The organism is Arcobacter suis CECT 7833, from assembly GCF_003544815.1.
Classification (GTDB): Bacteria; Campylobacterota; Campylobacteria; order Campylobacterales; family Arcobacteraceae; genus Aliarcobacter; species Aliarcobacter suis.
The window spans coordinates 1,758,646-1,776,202 of record NZ_CP032100.1 but is presented as its reverse complement, the minus strand read 5'-3'; the positions used below and the strand labels follow the sequence as shown (position 1 = coordinate 1,776,202).

Annotated in this window: 15 protein-coding genes; 10 read left to right on the top strand and 5 right to left on the bottom strand. The window is 24.1% G+C overall.

The genetic code is table 11. From position 1 onward, the window contains the following. Positions 1-9 precede the first annotated feature (9 nt). Entirely contained in the window at positions 10-291 is a 282-nt protein-coding gene (locus ASUIS_RS09175; protein WP_108560208.1) for a peptidylprolyl isomerase, read from the top strand. On the opposite strand, the gene ASUIS_RS09170 is transcribed toward ASUIS_RS09175, so the two are convergent. The 4 genes from ASUIS_RS09170 to ASUIS_RS09150 form a co-directional block, all read right to left on the bottom strand. After that, positions 277-645 (bottom strand): hypothetical protein, encoded by a 369-nt coding sequence (locus ASUIS_RS09170; protein WP_118886753.1) that lies wholly within the window; start codon positions 643-645, stop codon positions 277-279. The two genes, ASUIS_RS09175 and ASUIS_RS09170, sit on opposite strands and share 15 nt — an antisense overlap. Positions 646-728: 83 nt before the next feature. Beyond that, a complete protein-coding gene (gene pdxH, locus ASUIS_RS09165; protein WP_118886752.1) occupies positions 729-1,367 on the bottom strand; it encodes a pyridoxamine 5'-phosphate oxidase in 639 nt (212 codons plus the stop codon). 51 nt (positions 1,368-1,418) lie between these two features. Beyond that, positions 1,419-2,984, bottom strand: a complete 1,566-nt coding sequence (locus ASUIS_RS09160) for an HD domain-containing protein (protein WP_226799885.1) — start codon at positions 2,982-2,984, stop codon at positions 1,419-1,421. Between the two features lie 407 nt (positions 2,985-3,391). After that, positions 3,392-4,768 (bottom strand): PhoH family protein, encoded by a 1,377-nt coding sequence (locus ASUIS_RS09150; RefSeq protein ID WP_118886750.1) that lies wholly within the window; start codon positions 4,766-4,768, stop codon positions 3,392-3,394. Positions 4,769-4,911: 143 nt separating this feature from the next. Here ASUIS_RS09150 and ASUIS_RS09145 point away from each other — a divergent pair, with 143 nt between their 5' ends. Continuing rightward, the gene (locus ASUIS_RS09145; RefSeq protein ID WP_226799884.1) at positions 4,912-6,606 is read left to right on the top strand and encodes a bifunctional diguanylate cyclase/phosphodiesterase; all 1,695 of its coding nucleotides are present in this window, start codon (positions 4,912-4,914) and stop codon (positions 6,604-6,606) included. A gap of 7 nt (positions 6,607-6,613) precedes the next feature. Here the strand turns inward: ASUIS_RS09145 and ASUIS_RS09140 are convergent, their stop codons facing one another. After that, entirely contained in the window at positions 6,614-7,123 is a 510-nt protein-coding gene (locus ASUIS_RS09140; RefSeq protein ID WP_118886749.1) for an NADPH-dependent FMN reductase, read from the bottom strand. 155 nt (positions 7,124-7,278) lie between these two features. Here ASUIS_RS09140 and ASUIS_RS09135 point away from each other — a divergent pair, with 155 nt between their 5' ends. The 8 genes from ASUIS_RS09135 to ASUIS_RS09100 all read left to right on the top strand — a co-directional run bounded on the left by ASUIS_RS09135 (position 7,279) and on the right by ASUIS_RS09100 (position 17,498). Beyond that, positions 7,279-9,189, top strand: coding sequence for a sensor histidine kinase (locus tag ASUIS_RS09135; RefSeq protein ID WP_118886748.1), 1,911 nt, complete (start codon positions 7,279-7,281; stop codon positions 9,187-9,189). A gap of 101 nt (positions 9,190-9,290) precedes the next feature. Continuing rightward, positions 9,291-9,620: a hypothetical protein gene (locus ASUIS_RS09130; RefSeq protein ID WP_118886747.1), complete on the top strand. Its 330-nt coding sequence runs from the start codon at positions 9,291-9,293 to the stop codon at positions 9,618-9,620. Between the two features lie 618 nt (positions 9,621-10,238). Continuing rightward, a complete protein-coding gene (locus ASUIS_RS09125; protein ID WP_118886746.1) occupies positions 10,239-13,034 on the top strand; it encodes a tetratricopeptide repeat protein in 2,796 nt (931 codons plus the stop codon). 35 nt (positions 13,035-13,069) lie between these two features. Next, positions 13,070-14,104 carry a hypothetical protein gene (locus tag ASUIS_RS09120; protein WP_118886745.1) on the top strand — a complete coding sequence of 345 codons (1,035 nt, stop codon included), beginning with the start codon at positions 13,070-13,072 and terminating at the stop codon, positions 14,102-14,104. 128 nt (positions 14,105-14,232) lie between these two features. After that, complete coding sequence (locus ASUIS_RS09115; RefSeq protein ID WP_118886744.1) at positions 14,233-14,493, top strand: hypothetical protein; 261 nt, start codon at positions 14,233-14,235, stop codon at positions 14,491-14,493. A gap of 107 nt (positions 14,494-14,600) precedes the next feature. Then, the gene (locus ASUIS_RS09110; RefSeq protein WP_118886743.1) at positions 14,601-15,947 is read left to right on the top strand and encodes a hypothetical protein; all 1,347 of its coding nucleotides are present in this window, start codon (positions 14,601-14,603) and stop codon (positions 15,945-15,947) included. Between the two features lie 95 nt (positions 15,948-16,042). Further along, a complete protein-coding gene (locus ASUIS_RS09105) occupies positions 16,043-16,348 on the top strand; it encodes a DNA-binding protein (RefSeq protein WP_118886742.1) in 306 nt (101 codons plus the stop codon). Positions 16,349-16,412: 64 nt separating this feature from the next. Beyond that, a complete protein-coding gene (locus tag ASUIS_RS09100) occupies positions 16,413-17,498 on the top strand; it encodes a tyrosine-type recombinase/integrase (RefSeq protein WP_118886741.1) in 1,086 nt (361 codons plus the stop codon). The last annotated feature ends 59 nt before the right edge of the window (positions 17,499-17,557 follow it).

The following is a 17,557-nucleotide window of genomic DNA, read 5'->3' as shown; positions in this document are numbered from 1 at the left end:
AGGAATATTATGAAAAGTGCAACGGCAAGACATTTATTAGTTGATAGTGAAGAGTTATGTTTAGAATTAAAAAATAGAATAGCAAGTGGTGAAAAATTTGAAGATATAGCAAAAGAGTATTCTTCATGTCCATCTGGATCTAATGGTGGAGATTTAGGAAACTTTTTCCAAGGACAAATGGTTCCTGAGTTTGATGCTGTAGTATTTAATGAAGCTATTAATGTAGTTCATGGTCCAGTAAAAACAGACTTTGGATTCCATTTATTAGAAACAACTTCAAGAAGAGATTAATTTCTCTTCTACTTCTTCATCCCATAAAATAGAAACTCCATACTCTTTATCTGTAATTACATATTTAAAATATTCACTCGTTCCAGCTCTTCCATGAAGTCTTACGATTACTTGTTCCTCTTCTAATAATTTTTTCATCTCATATTTTGAAAAACTTCTTTTATTCCATCTTAAAAATACATTTGAATATACTCTAAAAGTACAAGTTGAATCAGCTGTAAATACAAACTGTTCACTATCGTCATACTCTTTTTTTGCATTTTCACAAGAGTAAAGATTTACTTTTTTCCCATTTGCTGTACTTTTAATAGCGTGAACATTGCCTTTACAATATGGACATTTTCCTAAGGTCATATTTTAAACTCCAAATAAATATTTGATGAATTTTACTTAAAATTTAAAAAATCATTCAAAAATATTACAAATTGAAATTTAATTTATGGTGCAAGTCTTGAAATAGTCCATGAATTATCATTTTGAAGTTCATAAACAAATCTATCATGAAGTCTATCTTGTCCACCTTGCCAGAACTCTATTTTTGTAGGTTTAATAATATATCCACCCCAAAAATCAGGAAAAGGAACTTCCCCTTTTACAAATTTTCTTCTTATTTCATCAAATTTTTGCTCAAGCAAACTTCTTGAACTTATAACTTGACTTTGGTGTGAAACCCAAGCTCCAATTTGACTTCCTTTTGGGCGTGAAAGAAAATATTTCAAAGATTCAGTTGTTGAAATTTTTTCAATATTTCCTTCAATTTTTACTTGCCGCTCCAGTTCAAGCCAAGTAAAAAGTGCAGCTGCTTTTGGATTTTCTTCAATTTGTTTTGCTTTATTACTTTTATAATTTGTAAAAAATACAAAACCTTTTTCATCAAAGATTTTAAGTAATACAGTTCTAATACTTGGCATCATATCAGTTCCAACTGTTGCTAAACTAAAAGCATTTGGCTCAGTTAATTTCGCTTCCATGGCTTGTTTAAACCAAAGTTCAAACTGTAAAAATGGGTTTTGGTTTAAATCTTTTATATCTAAACCTCGTGTTGTGTATTTTGCTCTTAGGCTTGTTAAATCCAAAATATATCCTTTGAATTGGTATTTTTCATTCTAGCAAAATAAGGGTTTGTTTCATTCCTCAAAAATGTCGAATAATATATTTCTAAGTTCAGTTTTCATCTCTTGAGTTAAATATTTTTTAGTTGAATACAAATAAAATGGAACAGTATTTCTCATTGAGTGTTTTAATCTTTTTCTCAAAGTTGAAATTTCATCAATATTTATAAGTTCTTCCCCATCATACAAATAAAAATCTTTAGCAATTCCTAGTTTAAATGAAACTATTTGGTATGAGAAAAATAGATCTTCACTGTCCCCTTCATATTTTTTTATAAATTCATCCAAAGCAGTTTGAAGTTTTTTTAAGTTAGTTACAGTTATATATCCAAAACTTTCCCTAAATTTGTATCGTTCAACCGTTGTAAAATCAAGTACTTTGTAAAACTCATTTAGATTTTTCCAAGGGCTTCTAAATCTTCTTTTCCCAAATAAAACCTCTTCAAAACAATACATATATTTTATATCTTCAGGAGTTTGAATCTCTTTATCTTTGATTTCAAAATATTTTGTTTTAAATAGGGAAATTAGCCAGTTTTCATCAAGCATTGAAATAGTATCAAGCTCTTTTGTTTTATTTTGATTTTTAAAATTCCATAACATAGAAATATTATTTGAAATTTTTTCATTTATATCGCCAGATTCAAAATATTTATCTGATAAATATTGAACTACATTTTCAAGTAAAGTATCTGTTTTTGCAATTCCATGATTAAAAATTACTTTTTTATAAAGATTAAATCTCATTTCAAGCATGTGTTCAATATCAATCAAACTCATATCAAAAAAACTTAGATAAAACTTTTCATCTTTTTCAACTAAAACAGCTTGTTTTGTGATTCTAATATGGTCATTTGGACCTGTTATATAACCACTTGCTAACATATCACGATTTATATAATCAAGTCTATCAGCATCAACTGTACTATCTATGAAATTATGTAAAACTTTAAAATCAAAACCTTCAAAAACTTGTTCTTCTAAAATCAAAATTGATAATCTTTTGATTAGTTTTAAATACTCTTTTTCATGGGTTTTTACAAGTAGTTCTTCAAGTTCATAATCAAAAAGTAATTTTAAAAGATTTTCTCCAATAGCTTCGTGTAAAACTTCTTTGCTGTTATTTGTAATCTCTTCATAATTATTTTTAAATTTAAGTTCTTTTTCACAAAGGTTTTCTTGATTTTGCTCTTTTTGTTTTATTTTGTCATAAACTTTTTTTAGGGCATATTCAACTTGATGTGAAAATGGCAGGTGCCCAACATCGTGAAGTAGGGCAACTATTCGTAAAGTTTGTAAAAAAATAGTATAAGTTGCTCTTTGAGCTTTTGATTTTGTGGGAATTGTAAATTGATATAAAGCTTTATTATCAAAATATTCCATATCATCAATACTTACTTTTAAATTTTCTTCTTTTATGATAAAAACTATCACTTTTTTCAAACTTGATAAAAAATCATTTTTTGTTCTTTTATCTGCATTAAGTAGTGCATTCTTAAACATAAATGAGGCTAAATGCATAGTTCCTAAACTATGAATAAATCTTTTTGTTGTAATTGATGGATATGAAAAATAAGCCAAAGCATTTTGTGTTATAAATTGTAATCTATTTACTATTTTTGTTTGAAGAATTTTATCTTCAAGTTTTGTGTACTCTATGTGATTATATATAGTGTCGTTAATTAATCGATTTTGTATGGGATATTCCTTAATTGTATTGTTACATATTATAATTCTCTTCTTTTGTATTATTGCTTAATTTAAAAGAATATATAAATTAATTTTAGTTTAATTCTAACTACTATAACATACTAATAATTATTATCAAAAAGGACGATTATGTAATATATGCGATTGTTTTAGTAGCTTTATTATTTATGTATAAAAAAACTTTTGGAAAAAATGCTGGATGTGGATGTTCTGGTGAAAGTAAATGTAATAAAAAATAGAACATTTCATTCTATTTTTTATTTTAAATCAATTTATAATTAATCTTTTCTATTTTCAAAAATTCTCTCTGTAAACTGAGCAAATTTACCTCTAACTGCTTTTTCTAATTCAATTGCAAACATTTTAAGTTCAGGATGAAATTCATTTGTTTGTTTTAAAAGGGTTGTTAAACCATTGTTGTATTTATTTAAATACAAATTATCAATTTGTCTATTTGAACCAATTACAATTGCCATACAACTTTCATCAAGTCTTGAAAGTATTAGTTGGGTTGTTTTTTCACTAGAATTTTGCCATTCATCCATTATCACAATAGATGCTGATAAAGTCCTTCCTCTAGCTTCTCCTGGCCAAAGAGTTTCTATACAATATTTTGATTTTAATTCATCAATTTTTGATTCTATTGATTCTTGATTTTCTCTATTTTCACTCTTTTTTAGATGTTTTTTTGCGATGAACTCTAAAGTATCACTCAAAGCCATATTATAGATTCTAAACTTCTCATCATTTCCTGATAAATATCCAATATCAGCGCCTTTATCCAACGATTCAATAGAGTTTCTAACATAAACAATTTTGTCATATAAACCTAAATCAATTAATCTCATGGCACTCACAACTGACATCAAAGTTTTTCCACTTCCAGCTTTTGCATCAATTACAAGTAAATCATACATATTTGATAAAATTGCTTTTGTGAACAGTTTTTGTTTTAAATTTACAGGTTTTACATTTAATGCTTTAAAATCATTCTCTTTTAAAACATCAATTCTTTTATCATGAATAATTGCATATTCAATATTTCCATCATTGCTTTCAAAACTATAAGCAAAGTTTTCAGGCTCATAATTTTCATCTATTAAAGTAATATCTTTATTTTCTAAACTATTAAATAAAGATGAATCAAACTCAATAGATTTTACAAAATTAAATCTAGGAACTGTTGATTTATCATCATGTAAAGTTTCTGTTTTTATACCTTTAAAAAGAGCAAAAGTTCTAGCATATACATCTAAAGATAAAAAGATTGTTTGACAACCTTTGTAGTATTCTTGGGCGATTGAGGCTACTTCAATAATTCTTTTATCATTTGATTCAGAGATATGAATTTGCTCAATTACAGTGTCGTATTTGTCTTTTGAAATAATATCAAGATTTAATTCATCATTAAAAAGTTTCACAACTTTAAAGCCAAGTTTATAATCAACCTCTTTTATTTTCATCTTTGCTAATAGTCTTGCAAACTCTCTTGAATAATACCCAAGTTCATTAACTAACTTCTTTTTATCCTCTAATTCAAGAAGTACAGTTTCAGGTACTACGATGTGGTTAGTTTTATTGTCGGAAATTTTGTAGAGATTTTGAAGGTTTTGTAAGATGATGTTTGTGTCTAGGACATATACTTTTTCTTTCATATAAAATGATTACATAAAATAGTTACATATTAGGAACAAAAATGTATAAAAAATAACTATTTATTTAGGAATATAAAATTAGTAATTTTATGTTAAAATAATAAACTTTTTTATATTTAAAAAGTTAATCTAAAGGAAAATAATTGAATTTTTTTCTATTCATAACTATTTTTTACATTTCTTCAATTATTTTTATATTGTATATTTTAATAAAAATAAAAAAAAAGAATAAAAAACTAAAAATTGAAAATCATATTTTAAGACAATACAAAAATGCAATAGATGAAAGTAATATAGTTTCTATTAGTGATTTAAAAGGCAATATAACTTATGTAAATGATAAATTTTGTGAAGTTACTTTATATACAAAAGAAGAAGTTATAAATAAACCACATAGTTTACTAAAAGGTGAAGATTCAAAAAAAATATTTGAAAAGCTTTGGGAAACAATTAAAAGTAAAAAGATTTGGCAAGGTGTTTTAAAAAATAAAAAGAAAAATGGGGATTTTTATTATGTTAATAGCACAATAATGCCTATTTTAGATGAAAATAATGAAATTATAGAATATATAGCAATTAGACATGAAATTACAGAGTTAGTTCATAAATCAAAAGAGTTGGAAAAAAATTTAAGGGAAGATCTTTTAACAAAAAAAGGAAATAGATATAAACTATTAGAAGATATTTCTTTAGCATCTAAGCCTTATTTAGCACTTTTAGATATAAATAGATTTAGTGAAATAAATGATTTTTATGGACATGCTGTGGGAGATAAAGTATTAAAAATCATTGCAAAAACAATAAAAGAACAACTTCCCAATAGTAATTATATTTTATATAGGGTTTATTCAGATGAATTTGCTGTACTGGTTGATAATGAAAGTAAAGAAAATTTTCTAAAAAATATTAAACAAATATCTGAAAATATTTCATCAAAACCAATTAAAATAAATTATAAAGAACTTTATATTCAAACAACTTACAATATTTCTTTTGAAGATAAAGAAAATTTAATTGAAACTGCAAATATGATAAAGAAATATTCAAAAACAAATAAAAATGTAACGATTTATGATAAATCTTTAGAATTAGAAAAAATTTACGAAAAAAATATTTTTTGGACACTTAAAATTAAAAAAGCATTGGAAGAAGATAGAATAGTTCCTTATTATCAAGCTATTTATAATTTAGAAACAAACAAAATTGAGAAATATGAATCATTAATGAGACTTATTAAAGAAGATGGTTCTGTTATATCTCCTTATTATTTTCTTGAAATTTCTAAAAAATCTAAACAATATTTAAAACTAACAAAAAGAATTATTAGAAAATCATTTGAATATTTTAAAGATAAAGATTTTGAATTTTCTGTTAATTTAACGATAAAAGATATTAAAAATCATGAGGTTTCTTCTTTTATTATTGAAAAATTAAAAGAACACAATCTTGCTTCAAAAGTTGTTTTTGAAATAGTTGAATCAGAAGGAATTGATAATTTTGAAGAGATTAATAATTTTATTGATAAGGTAAAAGAGTTAGGTTGTAAGATTGCTATTGATGATTTTGGTTCAGGATATTCAAATTTTGAATATTTAATAAAATTAAATGCTGATTATATAAAAATTGATGGCTCTTTAATAAAAGATATATTAGTAAATAAAAATAACCAAGAAATAGTAATAACAATAATTGATTTTGCAAAAAGACAAGGATTTAAAACAATAGCTGAATTTGTATCGTCAAAAGAGATATTTGATAAAGTAAAAGAGTTGGGTGTGGATTATGCTCAAGGATACTATATAGGTGAACCAAAAGTTGAAATTTTAACTATTGCTTAGGATTTCCCTAAGCAATTGATAATTTTACAAGATTGTTAATCATTGAAATAGCAGATTCTTCATTTAAAGGTTTTTCATAAGTTGTTAATATTTCTCTTGCAAGAATATTTGCACCTAAATGTTGAAACATAATTCTCATTGCTTGAAGTCCTTTTGCTCCACCGCCACCACTGTGAGTAGCAAGTCCAACTATTTTTTCATTAAAAGCATCTCTCCAATCTTTTGTAGCTCTTGAAGTCCAAGCCATTGCATTATTTAGAACAGGTGGCATTACTCCATTATATTCAGGAGCAACTACAATAAAAGCTTTTAACGTTAATATTGTAGTTGCTAAATCTAAAGCACTTTCTGGAATTCCATTTTCTTGTTCTTCAACTGTACTATAAAGTGGTAGTCTTAAATCTACTAAGTTAATCAATTCTACTTCATGACCTAAATTTTGTGCAAGTTCTTGAAGTTTCAATCCTAATTTTAAATTATTATTTGAACTTGCTACTAGTATTCCTATTTTTGACATAATTATCCTTATTTATATTTTTTAAAAGTTCATTATAGCTAAGGAATACTTTTATACAATATAAGATAAAAGTATTAAATAATAATTAATAAGTTTCTATTTAGAATAAAAACTGCTATAATGATTTCCCACTAAATTAAAGATAAGTAATAAATATGAGAGTTCAAAAAGAAAAACAATTTTTAAAAATAATAAAATTTACTCCTTCTATATTTGTAATTATTATTTCACTTTGCGTTATATTATTTTTATATTTTGAAAATAAAAGTACATTTAATCAAGAAAAAAAAGATATTGAACAAAAATATATGCTTAAAAACAAAGAGCTTATAAAAGAAGAAGTTAATAGAGTATATGAATTTATCGAGCATCTTCAAAAAACTACAGAAATTGAATTAAAAAAGAGTGTTAAAAGTAGAGTTTATGAAGCTCATGCTATTGCTACTGGTATTTATGAAAAATACAAAGATACAAAAAGTAAAGAAGAAATTTTTCAATTAATAAAAGTTTCTTTAAATAATATTAGATTCAATAATGGACGAGGATATTTTTTCATGGATGATGTTTATGGAAATAAATTATCTCATCCTGTTGACACTTCAATTGAAGGTAAGAATTTTTTAAGTTATAGTGATCCCAAAGGTTATAAATTATTTGAAGCAATAGTGAACACAATAAAAGATAAAACTGAAAGATTTGATGAATATTATTGGTATAAACCAAATACAAATAAAGAAATAGCAAGAAAAATATCATTTTATAAGTATTTTGAGCCGTTAAATATTGCTATTGGAACTGGTGAATATTTTGATGATTTTGAAAAAGAAATACAACAAAAAGCTTTAGATTATATCAGTTTAATTAAATTTGCTAATGCAGGATATATTTTTGTTATGAATTATGATAAGGTTTATTTAAATCATTTTAATAAAAGTTTTATTGGCAAAAAAGCAGAAGAAATTTTTGGTGTAAAAGATATAGATAAAATCTCAACAGAATTATTAGCAGTTGGGAAAAGTGGAGATGGTTATCACACTTATATTCAAGATCAAAAACCTAATTCAAATTTTCCAACAAAAAAAACATCTTATATAAAAGGTTATGATGCATGGAAATGGATAATTGGAACTGGTTTTTATGAAGATGATGTAACTTCTGAGATTATAGAAATTAAAAAACGACTAGATGAAAAGTATGAAAATTATATTAAAAATATTTTAATAATTGGAATAGTTTTAATAGTTATTTTGTTAATAATTTCAAAATATGTTTCAGCTTTTTTAGAAAATAAATTTAATCAATATAAAAAAGAGTTAAATAAACAACAAACAATTTTACATCAACAATCAAAAATGGCAGCAATGGGTGAAATGATAGGAAATATTGCACATCAATGGAGACAACCATTATCAACTATTACAACAGCATCAAGTGGGATGGTATTACAAAAAGAGTTAGGAATCTTGACTGATGAATTTTTCTTTGAAGCTTCTAAAAAAATAAATAATTCAGCCCAATATCTTTCTAAAACAATAGATGATTTTAGAAACTTTTTTAGTCCAAATAGAGAAAAAACAACTTTTTTATTAAAAAATACATTCACAATTACTTTAGATTTAATTTCTGCGCAACTTAGTTCAAAAGATATTACGATAATAAAAAATATAGAAGATTTAGAGTTATATAGTTATGAAAATGAGTTAATACAAGCTTTGATAAATATATTGAATAATTCAAGGGATGAATTAGTTAAAAAGCCAGTAGAAGAAGAAAAATATATATTTGTGAATGTTTATAAGAATAATAAAGATGAAGTAAATATTGTAATAAAAGATAATGCAGGTGGAATAAAAGAAGAATATCTTAATAAAATATTTGAACCTTATTTTACTACGAAACATAAATCACAAGGTACTGGAATAGGGCTTTATATGACTGAAGAAATTATAACAAAACATTTAAATGGACAAATTTCTGTTAAAAATAATGAGTTCGTTTATAATGATAAAAAATATAAAGGTGCTCAATTTAAAATAGTTTTGAATTTATCTGATAAAGATGAATAATATATAAAATATAAAGCTTATTATCCATTATTCCTACATTTGAGAAGCCAAAATATATGGTACACTTTTTGTATATTAAAAAATAAACACAAAGGAATCATATGGTTTGTAAATTTCAGGAGATAAGCGATTTTTTTCATAAGTACTCACAACTTTTAGAAGGCATTGAAGAACAAGAGTTAAAAGAGCTACTTGACACATTTCCTCATGCATGTAAATTTGTTAAAACACTTGATGAAGATATTGTTAATTGTGATGATTTAGAAGTAGTATCACAAAAGACTTTAGAGTTACTTAATAATGCATATGATCATGAATATACAAAAGATGATATTTTAAATTTTGCAGGTGTAACATGTAAAATGTTTGATATTGTAGCTGCTCCTAAATACCATGTTCCATTCATTCTAGTTATGCTATCGAAACTATAATAATTATGACTTGATTTTAATATTATTTTAGTTGGTACAATTTTTGAATAGTTTTAAAATTTTGTGATTAGAAATACTATAAAATAGGGATTATTTTACAGTGGTGCGAATGGTGAGATTGTCTAAAAGACATTACAAATAACTATAAATACACTATAAAAAGCCACTTCTAGAAAATTAATTTTGGATTCATATTTTAAAAACAAGGGTATGATTATCACTAAATTATCACATGTTTAGAGTAAATTCTAAAAATTATGGAGAACGATTTTAATAATTTAACTTAATACATAAATAATAAATTCTGAACTTCTAGTTCAAATAGTGAGATTTTTAAATGAGATTTTAAAAACCATAAAACACCATTAAAATGAGTTTATGTAAAAATAAGAATCTATATTTTTATTTAAGTATAGTTGTTTTTAGTTACTGTTTTGAACAATCTTTTATAAACAACTAAATAATAATAGGAAATTAGATTTTTTAAATATTTTTTAAAATTAAATGACTCAAAATTGATAGAGTTAAATATTTTACTTTTTATGGCGTATTTATAATTTTAATATGAATTATTTTGTTACAATATAAACATACTTTACATAATTAATTAGGATATAAATGATAGATAATGATAAAAAATTAAGAAAACATGGATATGACTTACTAATAAATAATTTTGAACCACTAATTAGAGGTTACATTATACATAAAATACTTATACCTAAATTTGGTCTTCAATGGTTGACAGCTATACCATTGGGTGTAATAGATAGCTTAGAAAAAGAAGGTAAAGAACTTAAATCAGAAAATATTGAATTATATTTTGATGAATTATACTTATGGTGCTTGAAAGAAATAATTATACAAAAAGATATTTTTGTAGATATGCATGAATTGTTTGGTTATGACCTAGAAAAAAGTGCTTTTATTTCAATGATGGATGAAGTAAATGAACATAGACGAAAAATTGCTCATGCAAAAGCAAATTATACAATATATGATTTTGAAATTTTGATTGAATTAATATGTACAATATGTAAAGGTACATATGCTAATAATTTAATTCAATATATTAAAAGAGGTGGATATAAATCAGATATTGAAATACCAACTACATTTTTTGAAAATTCTAAGTGTATTAATAATTTACCAATTGAAGATTATGATTTAGATGGTGGATTTGTAGGAAGAAGACAAGAAATATTAAAAATAAAGAAACTATTATATAGTAATCAAGATAGAATTATAAGTATTACAGGAGCAGGAGGATTAGGTAAAACAGCTCTTGCATTAAAAATTGCATACAGCATAATGTCTGAAAATATCAATCCTTATTCAAGTATTATTTGGTTTAGTGCTAAAGAAGATAAATTAACATCAGAAAATGGCATAGTTTCCATAGAAAGTCAAATATCAGATTATCTGTCTATCTTAAAGGATATATTAAAAATATTAAACAATGAAACTTACAGTGTTTTTGAAAAAAATAACATGAATGAAAATAATTATGAAGTTGCAATATATGAAATTTTTCTCAAAACAAAGTGTCTTTTAATTATAGATAATTTAGAAACAATAACAAATACTGATATTATTGAATTTATAAAAAATGTACCTCGTCCTTCACAAATTTTAATCACTAGTAGAAAAGGATTAGGTGAGATTGAGCGACGTTATCCTTTACCCGATTTTTTAATAACAGATGCAGTTAAATTATTTAGAATTATTTCTAAGGAAAGAAATATGAATGATTTATTAAAGCTTTCACAAAAAAGTATAGAGTCTTTTATCAAAAGTGTAAGTTCATATCCATTATTAATTAAATGGTCTATAGGTAAAATATGTTTAGGTATGGATATAAATAAAGCATTTGCAGAAATATATGAAGGAGATAGTGAAATTTCACAATTCGTATTTAATGATATTTTTAACTTATTATCTAAAGACTCGAAAAAATGTTTATATAGTATGGTTGTATTTGGGGATAAAGGAATTTCGAAACATTTAATACAACATTTGACAAGTCTTAATTCTCAAATTGTTGATGACTCATTGGAAGAATTAATAATAACTTCTTTTGTTTATCCTGAAATAAAAGAAGAGAAAGAATCTATTAATACCTATTATCAAATGCTTCTATTAACAAGAGGATTTGTACAAAATAAATTAGATAGTGAAAAAATATTACAAAGAGAGTTACAAACTAAATATTGTGAATTAAGTCTTCATATTGAAAATACAGAAAAATCTCAAAGTGAATTTCATCATTCATTAACTATGTTTGGGATTGAAACTGAAGAAGATAAAATTGCATTTAATCATGTAAGAACAGCTAAAAACTATATAAAAGTTGGTGATTATAAGCAAGCAATAAATTCTTTTGAAACAGCAATTAGTATTTCACCCAAGTTATCCTATTTATATTCTGAATATGGAAGATTTGTATTTGGTCGTGGACATATTGAAGAAGCTGAAAAATATTATTTAAAAGCTTGCCACCTTGATGCTTCAAATTATAGAAATCATTTTGCCTATGGTGTTTTTTTAAGGAAACAAAATAGAATTGAAGATGCTATTATTCATTTAATAAAAGTTGAAGAACTAAATCCTGAATTTTTATCTGTATATAATGAATTAGGGAGAGCATTATCTTTTAATGAAAAATATGAAAAAGCAAATGAAAAATTTGAAATTTCATTAAAACAAAATGGTGATTATATAAATTATAAACATATTAATATAACACTTTATTACCAATCAGATAACTATAAAAGATGGTCAGAAAAATATTTTGATTGTAAAGATTTTGAAAATGGAATAAAAAATTTAATAAAATCTCTTGAAGTTATAAAAAAAGCAAATAAAAGTATTCAATATGATGAAAAAAATTTAGTTTTAGAAAAAAGAATCTTAAAAGATATTGGTATCAATTTAATAATAACAGGTGATTTTAAAAAAGGAAAAGAATATTTGATTGAAGCAACAGAAATTGTATATTCAAATGATGGAAGAAAACCTCTTTCTAATCTTATTGCAATAGAAAGTTACCTTTTTCTTGCAAATTATTTATTTAAACATAATCTTGAAGAAAAAGAGATCATACTAGATTATTTATATAAAGCAGAAAAATTAACTTTTGATAGAAGATTTCAGATGAGAATTGAATCACTAAAAGAACAAATCAATGAAACTAAAATTAAAAAAGGTAATATAAAGTTTTTTAATGTAACAAAAAAGTTTGGTGTTATAAAAACTGATCTTACTAATGAAGAATATACATTTGTTCTCGCAAATTTAAAAACATATCAAACAGATATTGAACTTTTTAATTTAGAGGGTAAAAATGTTACTTTTAGAGAAGATGAAAATAATATAAATAAAAAATATGCCTTTTCTATTAAAATTATTGATTAAAATTACAAGAATAAACTCTTTCAAGTAGTTTTAATATGAAAACAAAAGTCAATTTTATACATGATTTATTAAATTCAATATCAGATGATTATATACTAGATTTATATGAACAAAGATTTATAATTCCAACTGGGTTAAAAAAGTCTTCTTACTATATTGACAACACAATTGATCTGTATGCAGATTATCATAAAACATTAAATCCTAACTTTTTCAATAAAGTAAAAGATATATTTATTGATATTCTCAAAGATGATAAAATTATAGAATTAGACAATAAAATAATCCTACAAGAACTATATAAAATAATATTCTTAATTGATAATACAAATCAGCTTTTAGATTTTATTTCTGAAAAAAGCTATCCAAAAAAATATTTTGCTTTCATTCAATCTGACAAAAGAGAAATTAAAAGAGAAGAAAAAAGACATAAAAGTATGATTGTTAATGCAAGAACTCCTATTATTGAGAGAGGTGAACATAGATTAAATTGGTGGTTTAATCATATTTATGCTGAAAATCCAAAAATTGTTAAATTTTATTTACATATGTTTACATTAATTGATTTAGAAAGATGTAATTTTATAAATAAAGAAAATGACGAATTGCAATTAAAAGTATTGACTTTTTTAGAATCAAAATTAATTCAAAGAACTGGAGAGAATGATATATTAAAAAGCTTATCAATTTTACTACATAGTGAATTAAAATTTTTTTTAAAAATAAAAGATACAAAAGCGAAAGAGTATGTAACACAAATAATGGTAAATCTTTATAATTATAAACCAAATGATGAAGAATTTAATAGAACTATATATTTCCGTTCTTCAATAAAATTTATGCCTATATTTGGAGCAAAAAAAGATTCTCAGTATGATACAAATGAAAAAAAGTTTATTAAAACAAATATTCTAAAAGAGTTATCAATAAAAGAACAAAAAGATTTTGATAATAATGAATTTGATAAGTTATTTGAATTAATATTAAAAAAACCTCATATCCAATTTCTACATAAATATCCAGTGGAACTTTTTCGCAAGAATCCAAAATATTCCACTTTAATTCATTAAATAATTCCATTAAACTTCCCCTATCAATTGACAAACAAAGTCATATAAATTTATATAACAGTAAAGACGTTTACTAAACTTTCTATTTTAATAATTATAAAAATAGATAAATCCATAAAGGATAAAAAATGATTACTTTAAAAGGTTTACTTTTAAATATTATTCCAGCTACAACTTACAAAAAACAAGGAGAAACTTTAGCTACTCCTGTAAAAGCTAAATTACAAATTTTAGTAGAAAGTAAAAGAGCAAATGGAACATTAGTTAAAGATTTACAAACTATTTCCATTCCAGATGAAAAAATCAATCTTTATACAGACAAGATTTCAAAAGAGGTTTCTGTAGAAGTAGGAATCATTTCAAAACAATTTAGTTTCTATGGTGTCTAAGAGAAAAGAAAAGTTTTCAGAGGCAACTCTGAAAATGTTCTTTTTTCGTGACAAGATTTCGGGGTATATAGTAATACCCCGTACTAAAACACTCAAAAGGAGAAAAGATGAGTGAAATAAAAAAAGTATTTGGTATTGATTCACTTTATTTCTTCTTTGAAACCAATGAAAACTATGATGATTTATTTTTAGAAATATTAGACCAATTAGAAGAGTTAAAAGGTAAGTTTGAAAAGAGAGATATTGAGTTTGAGAACAAAGATTTAACAATTTCAATAAATGATATTCAATTATCTTATCTTGGAAAACAAGAGGGCTTTTATTGGTTTAAAGATTCAAATGAATTTTTTAGAATTGGATTTAAAGATAAATATAAAAACAGAGGATTAAATGATATTAGAGTACAGCTTCAAGGAAATGGTATTTATACTTTTGGTATTAGTTCTATTATTGAATTACTCAAAGACTCTCTAAAAGAAGTTATAAGTGATTATATACCAATAACAAGAGCAGATTTAAACTGCTTTATACAATATGATTTTTCATTTGTTAAAAAAGATATGTTTAGCACTAGAAAAAGACAATATTCAACTATTAATGAAATTGGTAATGCAAATACAACACAAACTTTATATGTTGGAAAAGAGCCTTTTAAATTAAGACTTTATAATAAATCACTAGAACTAAAAAAATCTAAAAAGTTTGAAATTATGAATGAATACTTTTTAAATAATGACTTTGATTTAGAACAAACAATTTTTAATATTGAGTTTCAAATGAATAGAGGTCATTTAAAACAATACAACATAAATACAATAGATGATTTATTATGTAATGCTAAAAATCTTTTTCAAAGTGCTATGGATGATATTAGATTACTAGATATTGATTCAGTATCAAATGAAAGATTGATAAATAATAAATATCAAGCAGATACTCATCCTCTATGGGAAGAGATAAAAAGTGAATATGATTTAAAAGATTTTTTGCAAATTGATTTTCCATTGGAAAGATTAAAAAGAAAAATATCCGTTTATGATGAAAATAAATTTGAATATGAATATATATCACTAATTAGAAAAGCATATATAAATAATCTAACTTTGGATATTGATTTTTTAAATGAACTATATTTTAAAGCAAAAGAATCTTTGAAAAAAACAACTACTCAAAAAGAGCTAAAAAAAGATTATATTGAAGTTGATGTTATCAACCAAAATACAAATAAAAAAGAGAATTTTAGATTACTAAATAATGGAGAGTTAATTAAACCTCTTAGAACTGAAACAGTTGCTAATTTATCTGATTATGAATTATTGGTTTATCTTGATAAAACTTCTGAGAAACAACATCTTACAGCAAGAGATAATCAAATTTATACTGTGGCTTATAAAGAAGCTAAAAAGAGGAATTTACTGCTTGATATTTCAAATAAAGAAGCAATGCAGTTTTAATTTAAAACAAAATTTTTGATACTTTTTTGAAAAGTATATACAGATTTTTTGAGGGATTTATTCCCTCGCTTATACAGTGAAAGGAAAATAAAACAATGGATATATCATTTGAAAATTTAAAAAAGATAGACACCATATTAGAAAAATTGGAAAGTCTAGAAAATAAGATTTCTAGTGAGAAGAGGTGGCTTAATGTTAAAGAGGCTTCAATTTATATTGGTTACTCAAAAGACCATATACACAAATTAAAAGATAGTCATTTTATAGAGGGTAAACATTATTTTAAAAAGGTGGGTAGGGTGTTGTTTGATAAATTAGAGTTGGATAATTGGGTTAAAACATCTTATTTACAAATAAATCCAAAAGAGATTGTTGATAATATCTTGAAAGATTTAATATAATTTTATGTAAAATGGTTACCGCTAGAAGTGAGCTATTTTATGGTGTTTTTTCTAAGGAGAAAACATGATTAATATGACGCAACCAAAACTTTACTCAAGAGGTAATAAACTTTGGATGAATTTTAGTTTAGAGGGTAAATATATACGAAAATCTCTAAATCTAGAAGACAATAAAGCTAATAGAAAAATAGCAACAACACAAATAATTCCACAATTGATTTTAAAAGTTCATAGTGGAGAGTTCTTTGAAAAAACTATTGTTCCCACATTAAATGAGTATTCTAAAGTTTCTTTTGAATCACATAGACATGAACGAAAGATAACAACGAATACAGATTATCAAAATATTTATAATAAGCATATCAAACCAATTTTTGGAAATAGAACACTTGATAAAATAAGAGTAAGTGAAATAAATATTTGGAAAAATAGACTATATAATGAATTGAAATTATCATCAAGAAGAGTAAATGATATAAAAAAGATATTTGGTACTATTATTGAAGATGCAATTAGAGATGAAATTATAGTTTCAAATCCCGTATCAAAATCAAGACCACTTCCTATACATCAAGAAAAAGAAATTAAACCTTTTTCATTAGATGAAATACAAAAGATTTTAGATTCAGCAAATGGGCAAGATAAGAATATTATTGCTACTTTATTTATGACTGGTATGAGAACAGGTGAGTTAATTGGTCTTAAATGGATTGATATAGATTTTGAAAAAAATGAAATAAAAATTAATAGAACAATTGGAAGAGGAATAGAGGGTACTCCTAAAACTTTTTCCAGTTATAGAATAATTCCAATTTTTACTCCTTTGTTGCCATATCTGAAAAATCAGTATGAATTAACTTCAAAAGAAAAATCCTATGTATTTTTAAATCATGATGGAAGACATTATTTTGATGCTAAAAATATTAGAGCAGGGTTATGGAAAAAGGTATTAAAAAAATCAGGTGTTGATTTTAGAACAGTTTATTATACTAGGCATACTTTTTGTTCTATTAACTTACAAAATGGAGAAGATGTTATTTGGATATCTAAAGTATTAGGACATAAAAATCCTAGAGTTACTCTTGAGAAATATTCAAAATATATTCCAAGCATTAGAAATAAATGTACAATCTTTGAAAAATTAAATTGATTTTATAAATATTATTAAACGTACAATTTTATCACAGTTGATAGTTTTTAAATTTGGAA

What these genes read in the sequence shown, in the direction of transcription:
- ASUIS_RS09175 (WP_108560208.1), top strand. Translation starts at nt 10, where the DNA reads ATGAAAAGTGCAACGGCAAGACATTTATTAGTTGATAGTGAAGAGTTA.
- ASUIS_RS09170 (WP_118886753.1), bottom strand. Translation starts at nt 645, where the DNA reads ATGACCTTAGGAAAATGTCCATATTGTAAAGGCAATGTTCACGCTATT.
- ASUIS_RS09150 (WP_118886750.1), bottom strand. Translation starts at nt 4,768, where the DNA reads ATGAAAGAAAAAGTATATGTCCTAGACACAAACATCATCTTACAAAAC.
- ASUIS_RS09140 (WP_118886749.1), bottom strand. Translation starts at nt 7,123, where the DNA reads ATGTCAAAAATAGGAATACTAGTAGCAAGTTCAAATAATAATTTAAAA.
- ASUIS_RS09135 (WP_118886748.1), top strand. Translation starts at nt 7,279, where the DNA reads ATGAGAGTTCAAAAAGAAAAACAATTTTTAAAAATAATAAAATTTACT.
- ASUIS_RS09130 (WP_118886747.1), top strand. Translation starts at nt 9,291, where the DNA reads ATGGTTTGTAAATTTCAGGAGATAAGCGATTTTTTTCATAAGTACTCA.
- ASUIS_RS09125 (WP_118886746.1), top strand. Translation starts at nt 10,239, where the DNA reads ATGATAGATAATGATAAAAAATTAAGAAAACATGGATATGACTTACTA.
- ASUIS_RS09120 (WP_118886745.1), top strand. Translation starts at nt 13,070, where the DNA reads ATGAAAACAAAAGTCAATTTTATACATGATTTATTAAATTCAATATCA.
- ASUIS_RS09115 (WP_118886744.1), top strand. Translation starts at nt 14,233, where the DNA reads ATGATTACTTTAAAAGGTTTACTTTTAAATATTATTCCAGCTACAACT.
- ASUIS_RS09110 (WP_118886743.1), top strand. Translation starts at nt 14,601, where the DNA reads ATGAGTGAAATAAAAAAAGTATTTGGTATTGATTCACTTTATTTCTTC.
- ASUIS_RS09105 (WP_118886742.1), top strand. Translation starts at nt 16,043, where the DNA reads ATGGATATATCATTTGAAAATTTAAAAAAGATAGACACCATATTAGAA.
- ASUIS_RS09100 (WP_118886741.1), top strand. Translation starts at nt 16,413, where the DNA reads ATGATTAATATGACGCAACCAAAACTTTACTCAAGAGGTAATAAACTT.